Origin of the sequence: Streptomyces sp. B15 (assembly GCF_018070605.1) — a bacterium.
GTDB classification, from domain to species: domain Bacteria; phylum Actinomycetota; class Actinomycetes; order Streptomycetales; family Streptomycetaceae; genus Streptomyces; species Streptomyces smyrnaeus.
Genome location: NZ_JAGPXJ010000010.1, coordinates 74,599 through 94,310, shown reverse-complemented (window position 1 = coordinate 94,310; position 19,712 = coordinate 74,599). Strand labels below are relative to the sequence as shown.

The following is a 19,712-nucleotide window of genomic DNA, read 5'->3' as shown; positions in this document are numbered from 1 at the left end:
TCCTCCCCTTTCCGGCTCTCGGCGGGTGTCCGCGCTGGCTCGCCCGCACCCTCCCGGCGGCACCTTCTCCCCCGCCGGCCGGGATCGGGAACGAGACCGCTCAGCCTAGACCCGCGCCGGTGCCGAAGACCTGGGGATCACTACATACCGAGCGGTATGCCATGGGTGCGGCCGGAGTCTGCGATCAGAGTGAGAGCCGGGGCCTGGGGCTGTCCGTACGGCCGGCGGGAGGTCTGCGACTGCCCGCCCGGTACGGTTCCGGCCACGGCGCGCCGGGGCCCTCGTACCCCTGTTCGGCGGCGGCGTGCAGCGTCCAGTGCGGGTCGTACAGGTGCGGCCGGGCCAGCGCGCACAGATCGGCGCGCCCGGCCAGGACGAGCGAGTTGACGTCGTCCCAGGAGGAGACCGCGCCGACGGCGATGACGGGGACGCCCAGCAGATTGCGGATGCGGTCGGCGTACGGCGTCTGGTACGAACGGCCGAAGTCGGGGCGCTCATCGGCGACGACCTGCCCGGTCGAGACATCGATCGCGTCCGCGCCGTGCTCGGCGAAGGCGGCCGCGATCCGGACCGCGTCCTCACCCGTGGTGCCGCCCGGAGCCCAGTCGGTGGCCGATATCCGCACCGTCACGGGGCGTCCGGCGGGCCACACCTCGCGCACCGCGTCGAACACCTCCAGGGGGAAGCGCAGCCGTGCGGTCAGCGAGCCGCCCCAGCCGTCGGCGCGCCGGTTGGTCAGCGGGGAGAGGAAGCCGGACAGCAGATAGCCGTGCGCGCAGTGCAGCTCCAGCAGATCGAAGCCCGCGCGGGCTCCCCGGCGGGCCGCGGCGGCGAACTCCTCCCGCACCGCGACCATCCCCTCCCGCGTCAGCTCGCGCGGAGTCTGTCCGATCCCGGGGCGGTACGGCAGCGGGGAGGCGGCGACCAGCGGCCAGTTGCCCTCGGGCAGCGGCTCGTCGATGCCCTCCCACATGAGTCTGGTGGAGCCCTTGCGCCCGGAGTGGCCGAGCTGCAGCCCGATCGCGGCCGTCGGCGACTGCTGGTGCACGAAGTCGGTGACCCGCCGCCAGGCCGCCTCCTGCTCGTCGTTCCACAACCCCGCGCAGCCCGGGGTGATGCGGCCCCGCTCGGAGACGCACACCATCTCCGTCATGACCAGTGCGGCTCCGCCGAGCGCCCGCGCGCCCAGGTGGACGAGGTGGAAGTCGCCGGGCACACCCTGCCGGGACTTGTACATGTCCATCGGGGAGACGACCACCCGGTTGCGCAACTCCAGCCGGCGCAGCCGGAACGGGGTGAACATGGGCGGGGTGCCGTCGGGCACCCCTGCCTCCCGTTCCGTCGCCGCGACGAACCCGGCGTCGCGCAGCCGCAGGTTGGCGTGGGTGACGCGGCGGCTGCGGGTGAGCAGGTTGAAGGCGAACCGGTACGGCGGCTGGGCGGTGTATCCGGCCAGTTCCTCGAACCAGGTCAGACTGGCGTGCGCGGCGCGCTGGGTGGACCGTACGACGGGCTTGCGCTCGGCCTCGTAGGCGGTGAGCGCGGCGGCCAGGTCGGGCTGTTCGCGCAGGCAGGCGGCGAGCGCCAAGGCGTCCTCGACGGCGAGCTTGGTGCCCGAGCCGATGGAGAAGTGCGCGGTGTGCGCGGCGTCACCCAGCAGCACGATCTTTCCGGCGCTCCCGTGCCACCAGCGCTCGTTGACGACGGTACGGAAGGCGGTCCACTGCGAGCGGTTGCCGCGCAGGGTGTGCCCGCGCAGGGTCCCCGGGAACAGCTCGGCGCACCGCTCGGCCACGGCGCGCTCGTCGAGCCGGTCCAGCCCCGCGGCCCGCCAGACCTCCTCGCGGGCCTCGACGACGGCCGTGGAGCGGTCCGGAGCATAGGGGTAGGCGTGGAGCTGGAGGATGCCGTGCTCGGTCTCGGCGATCTCGAAGCGGAAGGCGTCGAGCGCGAAGTCGGCGGCGAGCCAGATGTAGCGGCAGCGGTGGGTGGTGAGGGTGGGCCGGAAGACGTCGGCGTGCGCGGTACGGGTGGCGCTGTGCACCCCGTCCGCGGCGATCACCAGATCGTGCCCGCGCGCCAGTTCGGCCGCCGGGGGCGCCTCGGTGCGAAAGCGCAGCACCACGCCGAGCTCGCGGCACCGCTGGTGCAGCACCGACAGCAGCGTACGGCGGCCGAGGGCGGCGAAGCCGTGCCCGGTGGAGGTGAGGGTGCGGCCGCGGTGGACGATCTCGATCGCGTCCCATCGCACCATGTGTGCGCCCAGGGTGGCGAAGACCTCGGGGTCGGCGTTCTCGATGCCGCCGACGGTCTCGTCGGAGAGCACCACCCCGAAGCCGAAGGTGTCGCCGGGCGCGTCCCGCTCGTAGACGGCGATGTGCCGCGCCGGGTCCAGCCGTTTGAGCAGCACCGCCGCGTACAGCCCTCCGGGGCCGCCCCCGATGACGGCCACCCGCAGCGGCCGGGTCCCTCCCGCCGTCGGACGGGCGGCAGCCGCAGCGTTCACGGCTGCCTCACCGGCCCTGCCAGTCGGGCGGCCGCTTCTCGGTGAAGGCGGCGTGGAACTCCTTGTAGTCCTCGCCGTGCATCAGCAACGCCTGGGTGGCCGCGTCGAGTTCGACCGCACCGGACAGCGGGAGGTCCAGTTCGGCCGTGAGCAGCGCCTTGGTCTGCGCGTGGGCGAGCGCGGGACCGTCCGCGAGCCGGCGGGCGAGGCCGTGCGCGGCCCGCGCCGTATCCCCCTCCTCCACCAACTGGCTCAGCAGCCCGATCCGTTCGGCCTCCGCGGCACGCACCGGCTCCCCCAGCATCAGGATGCGGGTGGCGTGCCCCAGCCCGACGACGCGGGGCAGCAGATAGGCGGCGCCCATGTCGCCGCCGGACAGGCCCACCTTGGTGAACAGGAAGGCGAACCGCGCCGTGGGGTCGGCCACCCGGAAGTCCGCTGCGAGGGCCAGCACCGCGCCGGCGCCCGCCGCCACCCCGTGCACGGCGGCCACCACGGGGAACGGCGCCTCTCTGAGGGCCCGTACGACCTGCCCGGTCATCCTGTTGAAGTCCAGCAGCCGGGCGGTGTCCATCCCGAGGGTGGCGCCGATGATCTCGTCCACGTCCCCGCCCGAACAAAAGCCGCGCCCCTCCCCCGCCAGCACCAGGGCGCGGGTGCGGTGGCGGTGGGACAACTCGGCGAGCAGGTCGCGCAGATCGGCGTACGCCTCGAAGGTCAGTGCGTTGAGCTTCGCGGGCCGTGCGAGCGTGACGGTGGTGACCCCGTCCTCCTCGTCGACCCGCAGATGCCGCCACTGGGCGGTGCGCTGCGCTGATCCGGTGAACGGGCTCATTCCGCAGCCTCCGTCGCTCGGTCGGCAAACCGCAGACCGCCCGCCCGGTCGCGCGGGCCGCCACCCGCTGAACGTATCACTGCTTCATGACTGTCGTCACGAGTGCGCGATACAGCGGGCGCGTTCGACAATCGGCGGGCGGCGGACGGCGGACGGCGGGCGGCGCGACAGTCGACTCGTCATCCGATCGAGGGAGCCCGCAGATGCGGGAACGGTTCGCCTGGCGGGACGTGCGTACGGTCGCCGACATGGGAGCGCCACAGCACGCCGGTGGAGCGGCAACTCTCGACGACCCCGGGCAGGCCGTCCGGACGCCGACCGTCAGCGCGCTGCGCCTGTCCGCCTTCCGCACACTGCGCGCCCGCACCGTCCCGCTCGGTCCCGTCACAGTGGTGACCGGTCCGAGCGGATGCGGCAAATCGACCGTCCTGGAGGCCTACGAGGCGCTGGCGCGGCTCGGGCAGGGCGGCGCGCTGGAGGAAGTGTTCGGGGCACGGGTGGCGCCGCCCGGTGACCCCTCTCCGTACGTACCGCGGGACGCCCGGCCCGACCGCCAGGGGCGGCGCGGATTCCGGCTCGGCTGCGCCGTGGCGGGCCCGGCCGGGCCGCTGCGCTTCGACGTCGCCGTGCAGGCCGAGCCCGAACTGCGGGTCGTGGGCGAGCGCTTGTCCCGCGCCACCGGTGAGACGCTGCTGGCCACGGCGCTGCGGGACCCCGCGCGGCGTGCCGTGTCGGCCACCTGCCGGGTGGCGGGCGCGACCCGGACGCTGCGGACGCCGTTCCCGGACGACCGGCTGACGCTGCCGCTGCTGCCGTTGCGGATGGCGGGGACGACGGCGGACGAGCGGGCACTGCTGGAGGCCGTCGAGCAGGTGGTCGTGGCCCTGCGATCGGTCTTCGCCTGCGACCCGGTGCCCGCCCGGATGCGGGGACCCGTCGCCGCGGGGGACGGCAGGCTGCGCGGCGACTGCGGAAACCTCGCCGATGTGCTGCGCCGTACGCGTGCGGAGTGCGCCACCCGGCATGCGGCGCTGCTGTCCGCGGTGCGGGAGGGGTGCGCGGGGGCGGTGACGGAGCTGTTCGCGGAGCCGGCCGGGCGGACCGGCAGCGGACTGGTGCGCGGCGTACTGGAGCACGGCGGCGGCGGACCGGCCACCCCGCTGGAGTGGCTGGGCGAGGGCGAGTTGCGGTTCGTGGCGCTGGCGCTGGTCCTGCTGACGGGTCCCGGTGTGCTGTCGGTGGAGACGGTGCACGAGGTACCGGCGGCGCGGCAGGCGCTCACGGTGCTGGCGGACGGACTGGACCGGGGACTGGACGGGCGGCAGACGGCCGAACTGCTGGCGCTGGCGCGCCGGATGGCCCGACGCGGCCATGTGCGGCTGCTGGCGACCGGCCCGGACCAGGGACCGCTGGCACAGGAGGCCGCGCGGACGGCGGACGTGACCCTGGTAGACCTTGGGAGGTGAACGAACAGCACGACGACACACAGGCGGCCGACCGGGACGCCCGGCGCAACGGCCAGGCCGAGACCCCCCGCACGGTCGCGGGACTCCAGCGGCGCCTCGCCCGGTTCGCGGCGGCACGGGACTGGGGGCAGTACCACACCCCCAAGAACCTGTCCGCGGCGCTGAGCGTGGAGGCGGGCGAACTGGTGGAGATCTTCCAGTGGCTGACGCCCGAGCAGTCGGCCCGGGTGATGGCGGACCCGGAGGCGGCGGCACGGGTGGAGGACGAGGTCGCCGATGTCCTCGCGTACCTCCTCCAGTTCTGCCAAGTGGTGGGCGTCGACCCCCTCGTGGCACTGGAAGCAAAGATCGAGAGGAACGAATCGCGTTTCCCGAAGCCCGGAAACGGTCACTCTATGGAGTGACGAAGTTATTCACACGAGCCTTTTATCCACGGAATTCCGAAACCTCCTGGCGGAGCTGGCCATTTGCAGTCACGCTGGGTAACGACCAGTGAGGGGTAGGCAGATGGATGCAGTCCGGCTCATCGCCGCCACGCGCCAGGCCCTCGCGCTCAGCGCGGACGTGTCCGACATCCTTGCCGAGGCCTGGCAGGCCCAGGCGCTGGCGGCGGCGGTCGGCAGCCATCTCGCGATCAGCGGCCCTCCGGCAGCGCGGTCGGAGGCACTGGGACTGAGCGAGGTGGGCGGCAGAGCCAACGGCTCCAGGAACCAGGCGCTGCGCGCGAGCGCCGTACGAGCCGCGCGGCTCTCGGTGATCGAGGACCCCCGGCGCACGCTGGACGACCTGGGCGCGCTGCTGGGCGAGGCGGGGGTCGCCCTGGTGGGTGTCGCGGTCACCGCGGAGGACGAGACGCTGTACTGGCAGTGCATGGAGGCCATCGACGCGGCGGACGAGTCGGGTGACAGGATCGCCTCGATCCTGCGCACCCTCTCCATGCGCGAGCGCGGCAGCCTGGCCTGAGCGCCCGGCGTCGGCGGGCCCGGGGAGCCCGCCGCGGCGGGCGGCTACGCGTCGGGCCGCGCGCCGAGTTCGTAACCCGCCTCCTCCACCGCCCGGCCGACCTCCGCGACACTCACGGCGGTGGTGCCGGTGACGGTGACGGTGTCGTTCTCGACGTCGACCGACACCCCGGTGACACCGGGGATGCGGGTCAACTCCTCGGTGACGGCATCCGCGCAGTGGCCGCAGGCCATACCGAGGACCGGATAGGTGCGGACGACCGGAGCACTCATGCCGCGGCCTCCGTCCCGGACGGGACGGTACGGGTCAGCATCCGGGCCTGCCGCAGCCGCCCGTCGGGCGCGAACCGGCCGAAGAAGCAGACCTCGATGGCGAGTTCCCGCTTGGGAGCCCGTACGTGCATCGTGTAGCGGGCGGCGAGCCGGTCCTCGGCCGCCAGCGCCTCATGGACCGACACCCGCAACTCGGGACGCTGCTTGCGCGTGGGACGGGTGTGGGCGATCAGCTTCTGACGGTCCATCCGGTGACCGTCGGTGATCTGCACGACGTCCGGGGTGTGGTAGCGGTCGACGATCACTCCGGCGTCCTCGTCGCTGCCCACCAGTTCGCCGTGGAACCCCGTGAGGAAGTCGGCGATGAAGCGGTGGGGGTCGGTTGCCTCGAACGGGTCCATACGGCCTCGGCTCCTTCTGCAAGTCTTACACGCTGTATGAGTTGCAAGGTAGGAGCCTCACGGTAGTTTTGACAAGATGTAAGAGATGACTCCCCCGCCCGATCCGAACCGCGCCCGGAACCGCCGCGCCGACGCCCGCCGCAGCAGGGCGTCGATCCTCCAGGCCGCGATCCGGCTGCTGAACGAGCGGCCCGACGCCAGCGTGGAAGCCATCGCCACCGCGGCAGGCGTGACCCGGCAGACCGTCTACGCCCACTTCCCCGCCCGCGAGCAGCTGCTGGCGGCCGCACTCGACCGGCTCACCGAGCAGACCGTCGCCGCCATGGCCGCCGCCGACCCGGACTCCGGACCGGCGGCGGACGCGCTGCTGCGGCTGCTCGACGCCGCCGAGCGGGCCGCCCGGGAGTATCCGGCCCTCACCCGGATGCTCAGCACCCTGCCCGCCGGCGCGCAGCAGGACGCCGAGCGCCACATACCGGTCGCCGAACTGCTGGAGCGCGTCGTGCGGCGTGGTCAGGCGATGGGCGAGTTCGACGACCGGCTCCCGGCGGGCTGGCTCGTGACCGCCACCATCGCCCTCGCTCACGCCGCCGACGCAGAAGCCGAAGCCGGACGACTGACCTGGCAGGAGGCCAGGGACACACTCCGCACCAGCCTGCTCCGTCTGCTGGGGGCGGACCGGGCGGCCGGTGCCGAGGGCACCCGCGCCGACCCCGGCGAGGGGCACACCGGCTGAGGAGGGCACCTGGCGAAGCGGGGACGGCGGCCAGGCAGGATGGGGACATGCGACTGCGAATCTTCACCGAGCCCCAGCAAGGGGCGGACTACGACACCCTGCTCAAGGTCGCGAAGGCCACCGAGGACCTCGGCTTCGACGCCTTCTACCGCTCCGACCACTATCTGGCCATGGGTGACTCCGACGGCCTCCCCGGTCCCACCGACGCCTGGATCACCCTGGCCGGGCTCGCCCGCGAGACGAGCCGTATCCGGCTGGGCACGCTGATGACCGCGGGCACCTTCCGGCTGCCGGGGACGCTGGCGATCCAGGTCGCACAGGTGGACGCCATGTCCGGCGGCCGGGTCGACTTCGGGCTGGGCTCCGGATGGTACGAGGCGGAGCACACCGCCTACGGCATCCCCTTCCCCAAGGAGAAGTTCGGCCGGCTGGAGGAGCAGCTGGAGATCATCACCGGGCTGTGGCAGACCCCCACCGGCGAGAAGTTCGACTACGAGGGCACCTACTACCAGCTCAAGGACTGCCCCGCGCTGCCCAAGCCGTACCAGGAGCGGATCCCGGTCCTGGTCGGCGGCTTCGGTGCCAAGCGCACACCGCGCTTGGCGGCCCGGTACGCGGACGAGTTCAACGTGCCGTTCGGCTCGCTGGCCGACAGTGAGCGGCAGTTCGACCGGGTACGGGCCGCCGCCGAGGAGCGCGGCCGTGCCGCTTCCGAGCTGGTCTACTCCAACGCCCTGGTCGCCTGCGTCGGCAAGGACGACGCCGAGGTGGCCCGCCGCGCCGCGGCCATCGGACGGGAGGTGGCCGAGCTGAAGGAGAACGGCCTGGCGGGCACTCCCGAGGAGGTCATCGACAAGATCGGCCGCTACGCCGAGCTGGGCAGCTCCCGGATCTATCTGCAGATCCTCGACCTGAGCGATCTGGACCATCTGGCGCTGATCGCCGACCAGGTGCAGGCCAAGCTGTCGTGACCCCCGACGCCGCGCCCCCGCTCGCCCACGCCCTCGCCGCGGGCGCCGTCCTGCTGGACGGCGGCCTCTCCAACCAGTTGGAGGCGCAGGGCAACGATCTGTCCGACGAGCTGTGGTCCGCCCGGCTGCTGGCCGAGGCACCACAGGAGATCGAGGCCGCACACGTCGCCTATGTGCGCGCCGGCGCCCGGGTGCTGATCACCGCCGGCTACCAGGCGTCCTTCGAGGGCTTCGGGCGGCGCGGGATCGGGGTGCGGGAGGCCGGGGCGCTGTTCGGGCGCAGCGTCGAGCTCGCCCGTACGGCGGCCGCCGGCGCGACCGGCGAACCCGTGTGGGTGGCGGGGTCGGTCGGCCCCTACGGTGCCGTGCTCGCCGACGGCAGCGAGTACCGCGGCCGGTACGGGCTGAGCGTCGAGGAGCTGACCGCCTTCCACCGGCCGCGTATCGAGGCGCTGGTGGCGGCGGAGCCGGATGTGCTCGCGCTGGAGACGGTGCCGGACGTGGTGGAGGCCGAGGCACTGCTGCGGGCAGCGGACGGCTGCGGGGTGCCGGTGTGGCTGAGCTACACGGTGGCGGACGGCCGGACCCGTGCCGGTCAGGCGCCGGCTGAGGCCTTCGCCGTGGCGGCCGGCAATCCGCAGGTGCTCGCGGTCGGGGTCAACTGCTGTGCGGCCGACGAGGTCGGCGGGGCGCTGGAGGCGGCCGCTGCGGCATGCCCGGGTGTGCCGCTGGTCGCCTACCCGAACAGCGGCGAGGGCTGGGACGCCGGGCGCGCGGCCTGGACAGGTGCGGCATCGTTCGACGCGGCGCTCGCCGCCGAGTGGGTGGCGCACGGCGCACGGCTGATCGGCGGCTGCTGCCGGGTGGGCCCCGACGACATCACCGCGCTGGGAGACAAGTTGCGGCAAGCCAGCTGAATACAGCGCCCCTCAGGGGCGCGGGGAACCGCTCCCCCAAGCCACAAACCGACCCGCAGACCGGGAATAACCTCCAGGGGCACCCCCTCCCCGCAAACCCCGTGAATCACAGGCGTCCTCGCAAAGCGGCTGACGCTCCGCGAGGATTGCCGCATGGGATTCCATGTCGACTCCGAGACCGGGCGGCTGCGCCGCGTCATCGTGCACCGGCCGGGGCTCGAACTGAAGAGGCTCACCCCGACCAACAAGGACGACCTCCTCTTCGACGATGTGCTGTGGGTGCGCCGGGCCCTCGAAGAACATGACGCGTTCGCCGACACCCTGCGCGAACTCGGCGTCGAGGTGCACCTGTTCGGCCGACTGCTCGCTGAGGTGCTCGATGTACCCGCGGCCCGGTCCCTCGTCCTGGACCGGGTCTTCGACGAGAAGGAGTACGGCCTGCTGGCCACCGACCATCTGCGGGACTCCTTCGACCGGCTGCCGACGGCTCAGCTGGCCGAGGCGCTGATCGGGGGCATGACCAAGCGGGAGTACCTGGAGCGCTGCGCCGAACCGGCCTCCGTGCGCTTCCATGTGATGGATCCGGACGACTTCCTGCTCGCCCCGCTGCCGAACCACATCTTCACCCGCGACACCTCCGCCTGGGTCTACGACGGGGTGTGCATCAACGCGATGCGGTGGCCGGCGCGGCAGCGCGAGACCGTCCACTTCGAAGCCGTCTACCGGCACCATCCGCTCTTCACCGCGTCCGGGGAGGGCGGGACCACCTCCGGGGAGGGCGGGGGCTTCCACACCTGGGCGGGCGGCCAGTCGGCGTACCCCGCCACCATCGAGGGCGGCGACGTACTGGTGCTGGGCAACGGCGCCGTGCTGGTCGGGATGAGTGAGCGGACCACCCCGCAGGCTGTCGAGACGCTGGCCCACGGGCTGTTCGCGCAGGGCTCGGCGCGCTCGATCGTGGCACTCGACATGCCCAAGCGCCGCGCCTTCATGCATCTGGACACGGTGCTGACGATGGTCGACGGGGAGACCTTCACCCAGTACGAGGGCCTGGGCATGCTCCGCTCGTACACGATCGAGCCGGGCTCGGGCCTGTCCGAGCTGAAGGTCTCCGACCATGCGCCCGCGCACATGCACCGCGCCATCGCCGCCGCGCTGGGGCTGGACCGGATCCGGGTGCTGACGCCGACGCAGGACGTGCGCTCGGCGGAGCGGGAGCAGTGGGACGACGGGTGCAACGTGCTGGCCGTCGAGCCCGGTGTGGTGCTGGCGTACGACCGGAACGTGACGACCAACACCCATCTGCGGCGGCAGGGTGTCGAGGTGGTGGAGATCCCCGGTGGCGAGCTGGGGCGGGGACGTGGTGGGCCGCGCTGTATGAGCTGCCCGGTGGAGCGCGACCCGGTCGTATAGGAATTCCGGAGACCGTATACAATTGCGGCCGCAATCGTCAGCGCGTGCAGCTAGGAGCCCTCATGGCAGCAGACCTCACAGGCCGCCACTTCCTCAAAGAGCTGGACTTCACACCGGAGGAGTTCCACGGCCTGGTCTCGCTCGCGGCCGTGTTGAAGGCCGAGAAGCGGGCGGGTGCCGAGCGCCCACGGCTGCCGGGGCGCCATATCGCGCTGATCTTCGAGAAGGCCTCCACCCGCACGCGCTGCGCGTTCGAGGTCGCCGCCGCCGACCAGGGAGCGCGCACCACCTATCTCGACCCCACCGGCTCGCACCTGGGCGCGAAGGAGTCCGTGAAGGACACCGCGCGGGTGTTGGGCCGGATGTTCGACGGGATCCAGTACCGCGGCAGCGGACAGGAGGTCGTCGAGGAGCTGGCCGCACACGCCGGGGTGCCCGTCTACAACGGGCTGACCGACGAGTGGCACCCCACCCAGATGCTCGCCGACGTACTCACCATGACCGAGCACGCACCGGGGGCACCGGGGCGGGCTCCGTCCGAGTTCGCGTACGCCTACCTGGGCGACGCGCGCAACAACATGGGCAACTCCTACCTGGTCACCGGCGCACTGCTGGGGATGGACGTGCGTATCGTGGCGCCGCGCTCGCTGTGGCCCGAGGAGTCGGTGACGGCGCGGGCACGGGAGCTGGCCGAGCGCACCGGTGCGCGGCTCACCCTGACCGAGGACGTGGCGGAGGGCGTGCACGGCGCGGACTTCCTCACCACGGACGTATGGGTCTCGATGGGCGAGCCCAAGGAGGTCTGGGACGAGCGGATCGCGCTGCTGCGGCCGTACGCGGTGACCATGGACGTGCTGCGGGCGACCGGGAACCCGCAGGTGCGCTTTCTGCACTGCCTGCCCGCCTTCCACGACCTGGGCACGTCCGTGGCCCGGGAGATCCACGAGCGCCACGGGCTGACCTCCCTGGAGGTCACCGACGAGGTGTTCGAGTCGGAGTACTCGGCCGTCTTCGACCAGGCCGAGAACCGGCTGCACACGATCAAGGCCGTCATGGTGGCGACACTGGGCTGAGGCCGCGCCGCCCGCCCCACCGTGTGTGCATAGTCATACGGAGGAGCGCGGGATCATGCAGAATCCGCCGTTACGATGGACGCAACCTCGAAGGGTCCGGGCCACCGCCCGGGCCCTTCCCTGTGTCCCCGTGCACGTCCGCGTGTGCACGCCACCCCTGTGCACACCCCAGCACCGCCCTGGAAGTCCCATGCCCCGCACCGGCCTGCGTCTGAAATCCCCCGATCTGCTGGTCGCCGAATCCGGCGCCGATCTGGAGGGACACGGCCTCAAGCGCACCCTCGGCCCGTTCCAGCTCGTGTGCTTCGGCATCGGCGCGATCGTCGGCACCGGTATCTTCGTCGGCCTGTCCGACACCGTGGCCGAAGCCGGGCCCGCCGTCCTCATCTCCTTCATCCTGGCCGCGCTGACCTGCGTCTTCACCGCCTTCTCGTTCGCGGAGCTGGGCGGCGCCATCCCGGTCTCGGGCAGCTCCTACTCCTACACGTACGCCTCCCTCGGAGAGCGCGCGGCGTTTCTGGTGGGCTGGTGCCTGCTGCTGGAGTACGGGGTCTCCGTCTCCGCGGTCGCCATCGGATGGGGGCAGTACCTCAACGAACTGCTGGACAACACCGTCGGCTGGCGTATCCCCGCCGCCCTCGCCCAGGCGCCCGGACACGGCGGGGTCGTCAACGTGCCCGCCGTCGTGGTGATGCTGCTCGCCGCGGTACTGCTGGTGCGCGGTGTGCGGGAGAGCGCACGCGCCACGGCCGTGATGGCGGTGATCAAGGTCGGCATCCTGGTGCTCTTCTGCGCCATCGCGCTGACCGCCTACGACGCCGGAAACCTGACACCCTTCGCCCCCGCGGGCATCGGCGGCATCGGGGCCGGTGCCTCGCTGGCCTTCTTCTCCTTCATCGGCTTCGACGCGATCTCCACCGCCGGTGAGGAGGTCAAGAACCCGCGCAAGAACATTCCGCTGGCCATCCTGGTGACCATCGGCTGCGTCGCGCTGCTCTACTGCCTGGTGTCGGTCGCCGCGATCGGCGCCATGCCCTGGGAGCAGGTCGGCGGCAAGCCCGCCGCCCTCTCGCTGATCGTCGACCGCGCCACCGGCTCGGGCGTCGGCTCGACCGTGATCGCGCTGGGTGCCGTCGTGGCCATCGCCTCGGTGGTGCTGGCGGTGATGTACGGGCAGACCCGCATCCTGCTGTCCATGTCGCGTGACGGGCTGGTGCCACGGGTGTTCGAGCGGGTCTCACCGAAGACCTCCACCCCCGTCGCCAACACCTGGATCGTCGCGGTCGTCTTCGCCGTCCCGGCCGCCGTGGTGCCGCTGGACGTGGTGCTGGACATGACGGTGATCGGCACGCTGGCGGTCATGGCCGTGGTGAACATCTGCGTACCGGCCCTGCGCCGCTCCCACCCCGGGCTGCAGCGCAGGTTCCGGGTGCCGCTCTACCCGGTGGCGCCACTGCTGGGCGTGGCCTTCAGCCTGTATCTGATGTGCGGACTGCCGCTGGTGACCTGGGTCCAGTTCGCGGTCTTCCTGGCGGTCGGAGCACTGCTGTACACGCTCTACGGGCGCCCGCGCTCGCGGCTGGCCCGCGACGCGGAGGCCGGCCCGACGGAGGCTGCCACCTCTTCGGTCCGGTAGGTCCTACGCATCGTCGCTGGGGCGCGGGCCCTCCGGGCCGTCGGGGCCGATCCGGACCAACCGTTCCACGCGAACGAGCCGCAGCCGGCGCTCCGCGAAGCACAGTTCGATGCCGCGCTCGGCGTCGAGCCGGTCGGCGGCCTCCTTGTAGAGGGCACGGGACACCTCGTCCAGCCCCCGCGTCGCGGGGGTCAGCACCCGCAGCCGCATGGTGAGGGCGTCGCGGGCCTCCTGCGGGGTGCCGCTGTCGCCGGTCTCCGCACGCCAGGCACCGCCCTCCCCCTCGGCGAAGAGGAAGGCGGGCGGCAGCAGCACGCCCCCCGGATGGGTGACGGCGGCCCGCCGCGCGTCCTCGCGGACCCGGGGCTCGTCGCCCTCACGGTGGGCGAGGGCCAGCAACTCCGCCTTGAGGACTCCCTCGGAGGGGCCGGTGGGGGCTGCCGCGTCCAGGACGAACCCCTCGGTGCGGTCGGGCAGCCGGCCGGTGGCGCCGGGCTCCACCGGGTCGGGGTCGGAGGGACGCGGCGGTTCGGGGCCCTCGGGCCCGGAGCGGACGACGTTCTGCGCGCGTACGATCCGGTGGCGCTCACCGAGTACGGTCAGCTCGTCGGGCGCTTCCCGGTCGAGGTGTTCGGCAGCCGCCCGGCAGGCGGCGCCGGTCTCTCTGTCGCCCGCCTCCCCAGCCTCGTGGGCGCGGCGTCCGAGGTGCGAGCCCAGCCCGTCGCGGGCGCCCTGCGGGGTGGGCGAGCCGAAGTACGACAGCAGCTGCCAGCCGCCGCCCTCCTCCTCGCTGCGCTCCCTGGCCGGGCCGAAGACCGGGCGGAAGCCCAGCAGCACGGGATAGCGTTGCCGCGCCGACCAGGCCTCCTCGTCCGCCATGGCGGCCACCGGCTCCGCCGCAGGAGCCACCCTGATCGTCCGGTAGGACCGTACGCGGTCCGCCGCGTCACCCGCCCCGTCACACTCTCCCCGCATGCGGCAAGTATGCGCATGACTACCGTACGTACGGGGCAAGTTCGTGATACTCCCGCGCCGCGCCCCTCCGTGCCGCGGTTCGCGTGCCGGTGCCCAGGGCACTGCGGTAAGGGACGAATTGGCGCAACAGGCGCGGAGCGGGACGAGAGGACGGGTGAGATCGGATGCGCGTGGGAGTGCTACGGGCCGTGGGCGCGGTGACGGCCTGCTACGGAGTCGTCGTCGCCGCCCGTCCCCAGCTGCTGGCCAGGCCCTCCGGACTGGTGGACGAGGCCGGGCGGACCGCCGATGCCACCCGTACCTCGCTGCGTCCACTGGCCTGGCGGGACGCGGCAGGCGGGCTGGCTCTCGTACTGGCGCCCGAAGGCCCCGCGCTGACCACCGCCGCCTGGCTGCGGATCGCGGCGGACCTGGGCGACGCCGTACTGCTCGGCGCCACGCTGCCCCGGGCCGCCCGCGCCAAAGCGGTCGCCGTCTCCGTGGGCTGGGGTGCGCTGTCGGTGGCGGCGCTGTGCGCGGACCGGACGCGCTCGCCGGGCGGTGACGGCGGCCCGCCGCTACGCTCATGACATGGGTGGTCGGCGCCGTCATGCGCGGCCGGCGAGCGCCGACGATCTGCTCTCGCAGCTCGGGCGGCTCACCGCCAGGGTCCGTGAGGAGGTCGAGGTCCAGCGCGCCCGGGTCGAGCTGGCCGAGGCACTGCAGCGCGGAATGCTCCCCTCCACCCTGCCGACCGCACCGGGACTGCGCGTCGCGGCCCGCTACGCGCCGGCACGCAACGGCCTGGACATCGGAGGCGACTGGTACGACGGCTTCCTGCTGTCCGACGGGACCCTCGGCTTCTCCGTGGGTGATGTGCAGGGGCACGACGTGGAGGCCGCCGCCTACATGGGCCAGGTGCGGATCGCGCTGCGCGCGGTGGCCGCCATGGGCACCACCGACCCGGGCGAGATCCTCCACTCCGCCAACGAGCTGCTCGTCGCGACGGACAATCCGCTCTTCGCCACCTGCATCTTCCTGCGCTTCGACCCGCGCACCTGGAGCGTGCACACCGCGCGTGCCGGACACACGGGCGCGGTCTGGGCGCGGGCCGACGGAGTGTACGGGGTCATCGACCATCCCCCGGAGGAGATCGGCCTGCCGCTGGCCGTTCTGCCGGGCCAGGGCTACATGGTCACCGAATACCGCTTCACCCGGCCCGGCGCTCTGGCGCTGCTGACCGACGGAGTCGTGGAGGGGCCCCGGTTCCCCCTGGAGGAGGGCCTGCAGCGGGTGGCACAAGTGCTGCACGACGGCGTCCGCGACGACCCCGAGGTGCTCGCGGACCGCGTCATGGAGGTGGCGGAGCAGACCGGGCACACCGATGACGCCGCCGTGCTGGTGCTCAGCTATGAAGGGCCGGAGGCGTGTCAGACGGCCGGTGCGGCGCCGGGCGTTGTCTGATGAACAGGTGGCACCCAGCGAGACGACGCCAAACCGGACACCGGGACCCTCCTCCGCACTCGATGCCGCCCAGCGGTGGCCGGGCGGCATCAGGGGGAGGCTGTTCGCGGCGTACCTGCTGCGCCTCGTCGTCCTCGCCCTGTGCTACTACGCGGGCGGCAGGCTCGGCCTGCTGTGGAAGGTCGCGGTAGAGGGGGCGATCGTCACCCCGTTCTGGCCGCCGACCGGGATCGCCGTCGCCGGTCTGCTCTTCTTCGGCCTGCGGGTATGGCCGGGGGTGGCCCTCGGTGCGCTGCTGGTGCTCCTCACCATGGGGCCGCTGAGCTGGACGGCGCTGGGTTCGGTCGCGGGCAGCACACTCGGCCCGCTCCTGGCGTGTGTCCTGCTGCGCCGCGTGGGCTTCCGCGAGCAGGTCGACCGGCTCAGGGACGGGGTGAGCCTGGTCTTCCTCGGAGCGTTCCTCGGCATGGCGGTGAGCGCGACCGCGGGCTGTCTGATGCTGGTCGCGGGCGACAACCTCCGGCTGTCGGAGTTCTGGCCGGTCTGGTCGGCCTGGTGGGCCGGCGACGCGGTGGGCGTACTGGTCGTCACCCCGCTGCTGCTGTCCCTGCCCAAGCTGGGGCGGCCGCGCAGCTGGCTGCAGGCGACGGAGGCGGTGGGACTGGGCGCGGCGACGGTGGCGGTCGCCGTCGTGGTGACCCGGGCACCGATCGACCTGCTGTTCCTGGTCTTCCCGCTGCTGGTGTGGGCCGCGCTGCGGTTCCGGCTGGTGGGCAGCGCGGTGAGCACGACGATCCTCGCGGTCGCCGCGACCGGGGCCGCGACCGACCGGACCGGGGTCTTCGCCCGGCAGGACCTCATCACCGACATGGTCACCCTCCAGGCCCTCAACGGCTCCGCCGCACTGACCACGCTGCTGCTGGCCGCCGTCACCGCCGAGAAGCACAACACCCACCGCAGGATCGCCGCCGCCTGCGACGACCTCGCCGAAATGGTGGAGGTCCTCGCCCCTCAGGGCCGTGGCCCCCGTTCCTTCCCCGCGGGCGGCCGTACGGGGCAACGCCAGGGCTAGAGTCCCCCCATCGTGGCCGCGCCGACCGCCGACCGCCGACCGCCGTCCGGCCCCGGCCGCGCCGTCGCCGGAGACCGCCTCGTCGTCGGAGACCACCCCTTCGTCGGCGACCGACCCGTCCGCTGTCAGCTCGGCTGTCGCCCCCTTTGTCACCCGGCCAGATGGCCGATCAGGTCCGGACCTGCCGGATAGGGAGGTTCGGCGGGCAGCAGGGCGCGAGCGGTGTCCAACGCGCCTTCCCGTACGGCAGCGTGCACCCGGCGGGCGAGTGGGGTGACGTCGGTGAGGGAGACCGTCCACTCGTCGGCGTACCGGCGCGCGGCCTCACCCGCCAGACCGAGCTGGAGGGAGCGGTACGGCAGCGGACGCAACTGCAGGTCGCGTTCGGGGTCCCACTGCACCCGGGCCGGCGCCTGACGCAGCTGCCGCTGCCACTGGGTGCGGTCGGCGTGCCGTTCGGCGTCGTAGTGCGACAGGCAGGCGTGGCGCAGTGCCCACTCGAAGCCCTCGCGGGTGATCTCCACGGCGAGGACCGTCTCCTGGTCCTGCTTGGTGGCCCAGCCGCAGCGGTACATCATCCACAGGAAGGACGGCTTGATCCACGTCATCCGGTCGCGCTTCCACTCCGCCGGGAACCGCCCCTCGCGGACCGCGGGCAGCCCGATCCGGGGCGCGTACGCCTGGTAGACGGTGACCGTGGACGCCGTGTGCGCAGCCCGTATCCGGTACTTGGGTTCTTCCGACACAGCGTCCAGGGTCGCCGCAGCCGGCCGCACCTGCCAGCGATTTACGGCGCCCAGAACGTCACGGGCACGTACGAGCCGTCACAACCGTCGTACGAGCCGTCAGAGGAGCTCCAGCGGGCGCTTGCGGGTGGGCGGCGGGAACGCCTCGTCCAGCGTGGCACGGTCCTCGTCGGTGAGGCGCAGGTCGGCCGCCGCCCGGTTCTCCTCGACGTGGCCGCGTGTGGACGCCTTCGGGATCGCGACGACGTCGTCGTGCCGCAGCACCCAGGCCAGCGCCACCTGCGCGGGAGTGGCGCCGTGCGCGTCGGCGACCGAGCGCAGCGCGGGGTGGTCGAGCAGCCTTCCCTGCTCCACGGGCGAGTAGGCCATCACGGGCACCGACAGCTCGCGGCAGCGGGGCAGCAGATCGAACTCGGGGCCGCGCCGGGAGAGGTTGTAGAGGATCTGGTCGGCGGCGGGCACCGCGCCTTCGGGCAGGTCGGCCAGGTCGTCGGTGTCCAGGTTGCTCACGCCCCAGTGACGGATGTCGCCCGCTCGGACCAGGCCTTCCAGCGCCTCGACCGTCTCCGCCAGCGGGACACCGCCCCGCCAGTGCAGCAGATACAGATCGATGTGGTCGGTGCCCAGTCGGCGCAGGCTCGCCCGGCAGGCTTCGACGGTGCCGTGCCGGTCGGCGTTGGAGGGCAGCACCTTGCTGACGAGGAACACCTCGTCCCTGCGGCCTTCGACGGCCTCGCCGACCAGTTCCTCGGCGGCGCCGCTGCCGTACATCTCGGCCGTGTCGATGAGCGTCATGCCCAGGTCGATACCGGTGCGCAGCGCGTCCAACTCCTCGGCCCGCCGGGAGGGATCGTCACCCATGTGCCAGGTGCCCTGGCCGAGGGCCGGGACGAGGGCACCGGAGGGAAGGTTCACTGTGCGCACGACGTTCACGGTCCTTTCCTGCGAAGGCGACTTGCCGGCTCCCCCTCATGATCGCTCAGGCCGGGACGCCGTCCGGTATCCGCCTGCCGTTGGCGAGGCCCGCGGGGTCGAGCCCCAGCGCCACGGCGGCCGTGGCGCCCACATCGGCGAGGCTTTCGGCGTCCGGCAGCAGTTCCACCCCGGGTACCCCGGGACGGTGGATGAGCACGGGCACGTACTCGCGGGTGTGGTAGGCGTGCCCGATCGTCGGATCGTTGCCGTGGTCGCCGGTGACGACCAGGCGGTCACCGGGCCGGTCCAACAGCGCGACCAGCGCGGCCAGCCCCGCGTCGACCTGCTCCAGGATGCGCGCGTACCGCTCCGGGTCCCGCTGATGGCCCGCCAGATCGCTCTCCTGCACATTGGCGACGACCAGCGACTCGCCCCCGGCGCGCACCGCCTCCATGGTGTGAGCCAGGACGTCGGCCGTGGGCACCGCGGGACGGCGGACGGCCGCCTCGCACGCCAGGATGTCCGCCGCCTTGCCGACGAGCGTCACCGGGATCCCGGCCCGCGCCGCCAGTTCGGGAAGCTGCCGGGTGTGGTCCGACTCCACGCCCAGATGCTGTACCTGGAGGCCGTCGTGCCGGTAGAACCCGCTCGCCGGGGTGTCCAGGCCGACCGTGCCGCCGTCGCCCTCGCGGACGAAGCCGCGCAGCGGTCCGTCGGCGTGGCCACCGACCGCGATGACCCGCGCGACGGGCGCCACCGCCCGCACCGTCCGGGCGACGGCCAGGATGCCGTCGAAGCCGAGGTCTTCCAGGCGGGCCGAGGCGTTCCAGTTGATGCCGGGATCCGCCTCCAGGTTGTCGTGCACGAGCACACTGCCGTCGACCAGCAGCAGCGGCCTGCCGTCCAGGAGTTCGACCCGGTGGCCCGCCGCGCGCAGCGCCGCCGTGACCTGAGCCAGGTGATCGGCGAGACGGGCGACCGTCACCCGGCTGAAGTCCGCGCCCATCATCGTCTGGTGGCCGGCGAACGTGTCGGCACCCGGGTAGCCGAGCGCCGCCCGGCCCGCCGCGACCGGCAGCCGGGTACGGCGGGCGAGGTCGCGGTGCGGATGGACCAGCCCGAGGCCCAGCGCGCCCAGCACCGGCAGCCGCAGCGGCCGTCCGAACGCCTCGCGGGCGTGGTCGAGCACATGGCCGCAGGTGTCGGCGGCTGCGTCGCCGGGACGCAGCGCCCCGGCGTCCGGCATCGCGCCGATACCGAACCCGTCGACGACGACGATGACGGTCCGCCCCCGGCCGTACCGTGCGTCGGTGCCCTCCTCCGGCCGCCCCGGGGCTTCCTGAGGCACGCCGCGCTCGTCCTCCCGCGCGCC

At 72.9% G+C, this 19,712-nt stretch carries 20 protein-coding genes; 12 read left to right on the top strand and 8 right to left on the bottom strand.

What is annotated here, in order from left to right:
* Positions 1-184: 184 nt before the first annotated feature.
* Together KBY19_RS07540 and KBY19_RS07535 are read right to left on the bottom strand one after the other, a co-directional pair.
* Positions 185-2,506, bottom strand: coding sequence for a bifunctional salicylyl-CoA 5-hydroxylase/oxidoreductase (locus tag KBY19_RS07540; protein ID WP_307843461.1), 2,322 nt, complete (start codon positions 2,504-2,506; stop codon positions 185-187).
* A gap of 7 nt (positions 2,507-2,513) precedes the next feature.
* Positions 2,514-3,341: an enoyl-CoA hydratase family protein gene (locus KBY19_RS07535; RefSeq protein ID WP_099884890.1), complete on the bottom strand. Its 828-nt coding sequence runs from the start codon at positions 3,339-3,341 to the stop codon at positions 2,514-2,516.
* A 203-nt stretch (positions 3,342-3,544) separates the two neighbouring features.
* On the opposite strand from KBY19_RS07535, the gene KBY19_RS07530 reads away from it, so the two are divergent.
* The 3 genes from KBY19_RS07530 to KBY19_RS07520 all read left to right on the top strand — a co-directional run bounded on the left by KBY19_RS07530 (position 3,545) and on the right by KBY19_RS07520 (position 5,770).
* Positions 3,545-4,807 carry an AAA family ATPase gene (locus KBY19_RS07530; RefSeq protein WP_247690708.1) on the top strand — a complete coding sequence of 421 codons (1,263 nt, stop codon included), beginning with the start codon at positions 3,545-3,547 and terminating at the stop codon, positions 4,805-4,807.
* The gene (locus tag KBY19_RS07525; protein ID WP_307842407.1) at positions 4,804-5,211 is read left to right on the top strand and encodes a nucleotide pyrophosphohydrolase; all 408 of its coding nucleotides are present in this window, start codon (positions 4,804-4,806) and stop codon (positions 5,209-5,211) included. The genes KBY19_RS07530 and KBY19_RS07525 overlap by 4 nt, the downstream gene beginning before the upstream one ends.
* A gap of 103 nt (positions 5,212-5,314) precedes the next feature.
* A complete protein-coding gene (locus tag KBY19_RS07520; protein WP_185018336.1) occupies positions 5,315-5,770 on the top strand; it encodes a DUF6099 family protein in 456 nt (151 codons plus the stop codon).
* Between the two features lie 44 nt (positions 5,771-5,814).
* On the opposite strand, the gene KBY19_RS07515 is transcribed toward KBY19_RS07520, so the two are convergent.
* Both KBY19_RS07515 and KBY19_RS07510 read right to left on the bottom strand, forming a co-directional pair.
* The gene (locus KBY19_RS07515) at positions 5,815-6,042 is read right to left on the bottom strand and encodes a heavy-metal-associated domain-containing protein (RefSeq protein ID WP_099884888.1); all 228 of its coding nucleotides are present in this window, start codon (positions 6,040-6,042) and stop codon (positions 5,815-5,817) included.
* Complete coding sequence (locus tag KBY19_RS07510; protein WP_210965437.1) at positions 6,039-6,443, bottom strand: nuclear transport factor 2 family protein; 405 nt, start codon at positions 6,441-6,443, stop codon at positions 6,039-6,041. Before KBY19_RS07510 ends, KBY19_RS07515 begins: the two co-directional genes overlap by 4 nt.
* An 85-nt stretch (positions 6,444-6,528) precedes the next feature.
* On the opposite strand from KBY19_RS07510, the gene KBY19_RS07505 reads away from it, so the two are divergent.
* The 6 genes from KBY19_RS07505 to KBY19_RS07480 all read left to right on the top strand — a co-directional run bounded on the left by KBY19_RS07505 (position 6,529) and on the right by KBY19_RS07480 (position 13,189).
* On the top strand, positions 6,529-7,179 hold the full coding sequence (locus KBY19_RS07505) for a TetR/AcrR family transcriptional regulator (RefSeq protein WP_210955769.1): 651 nt from the start codon (positions 6,529-6,531) through the stop codon (positions 7,177-7,179).
* Between the two features lie 47 nt (positions 7,180-7,226).
* A complete protein-coding gene (locus KBY19_RS07500) occupies positions 7,227-8,150 on the top strand; it encodes an LLM class F420-dependent oxidoreductase (protein ID WP_099884885.1) in 924 nt (307 codons plus the stop codon).
* Positions 8,147-9,067 (top strand): homocysteine S-methyltransferase, encoded by a 921-nt coding sequence (gene mmuM / locus KBY19_RS07495; RefSeq protein WP_099884884.1) that lies wholly within the window; start codon positions 8,147-8,149, stop codon positions 9,065-9,067. The genes KBY19_RS07500 and mmuM overlap by 4 nt, the downstream gene beginning before the upstream one ends.
* Positions 9,068-9,220: 153 nt before the next feature.
* Complete coding sequence (locus KBY19_RS07490) at positions 9,221-10,480, top strand: arginine deiminase (protein ID WP_099884883.1); 1,260 nt, start codon at positions 9,221-9,223, stop codon at positions 10,478-10,480.
* Between the two features lie 62 nt (positions 10,481-10,542).
* Positions 10,543-11,553, top strand: a complete 1,011-nt coding sequence (gene argF, locus KBY19_RS07485; protein ID WP_210965436.1) for an ornithine carbamoyltransferase — start codon at positions 10,543-10,545, stop codon at positions 11,551-11,553.
* 190 nt (positions 11,554-11,743) lie between these two features.
* On the top strand, positions 11,744-13,189 hold the full coding sequence (locus KBY19_RS07480) for an amino acid permease (RefSeq protein ID WP_210965435.1): 1,446 nt from the start codon (positions 11,744-11,746) through the stop codon (positions 13,187-13,189).
* 3 nt (positions 13,190-13,192) lie between these two features.
* Here KBY19_RS07480 and KBY19_RS07475 read toward each other — a convergent pair whose 3' ends face one another.
* Positions 13,193-14,164 (bottom strand): DUF5954 family protein, encoded by a 972-nt coding sequence (locus tag KBY19_RS07475; RefSeq protein WP_210965434.1) that lies wholly within the window; start codon positions 14,162-14,164, stop codon positions 13,193-13,195.
* A 164-nt stretch (positions 14,165-14,328) separates the two neighbouring features.
* Here KBY19_RS07475 and KBY19_RS07470 point away from each other — a divergent pair, with 164 nt between their 5' ends.
* The 3 genes from KBY19_RS07470 to KBY19_RS07460 are packed head-to-tail and all read left to right on the top strand — an operon-like array spanning position 14,329 to position 16,679.
* On the top strand, positions 14,329-14,733 hold the full coding sequence (locus KBY19_RS07470; protein ID WP_185018331.1) for a hypothetical protein: 405 nt from the start codon (positions 14,329-14,331) through the stop codon (positions 14,731-14,733).
* A 1-nt stretch (position 14,734) separates the two neighbouring features.
* Positions 14,735-15,607 carry a PP2C family protein-serine/threonine phosphatase gene (locus KBY19_RS07465; RefSeq protein ID WP_099884879.1) on the top strand — a complete coding sequence of 291 codons (873 nt, stop codon included), beginning with the start codon at positions 14,735-14,737 and terminating at the stop codon, positions 15,605-15,607.
* A gap of 7 nt (positions 15,608-15,614) precedes the next feature.
* Positions 15,615-16,679: an MASE1 domain-containing protein gene (locus KBY19_RS07460; RefSeq protein ID WP_307842408.1), complete on the top strand. Its 1,065-nt coding sequence runs from the start codon at positions 15,615-15,617 to the stop codon at positions 16,677-16,679.
* Positions 16,680-16,828: 149 nt separating this feature from the next.
* Here the strand turns inward: KBY19_RS07460 and KBY19_RS07455 are convergent, their stop codons facing one another.
* From KBY19_RS07455 to KBY19_RS07445, 3 genes are all read right to left on the bottom strand, one after another.
* Positions 16,829-17,434 carry a DUF4291 domain-containing protein gene (locus tag KBY19_RS07455; RefSeq protein ID WP_099886847.1) on the bottom strand — a complete coding sequence of 202 codons (606 nt, stop codon included), beginning with the start codon at positions 17,432-17,434 and terminating at the stop codon, positions 16,829-16,831.
* A gap of 90 nt (positions 17,435-17,524) precedes the next feature.
* Positions 17,525-18,358 (bottom strand): aldo/keto reductase, encoded by an 834-nt coding sequence (locus KBY19_RS07450; protein WP_210965433.1) that lies wholly within the window; start codon positions 18,356-18,358, stop codon positions 17,525-17,527.
* A gap of 46 nt (positions 18,359-18,404) precedes the next feature.
* On the bottom strand, positions 18,405-19,688 hold the full coding sequence (locus KBY19_RS07445) for a phosphopentomutase (RefSeq protein ID WP_099886846.1): 1,284 nt from the start codon (positions 19,686-19,688) through the stop codon (positions 18,405-18,407).
* Positions 19,689-19,712 lie beyond the last annotated feature (24 nt).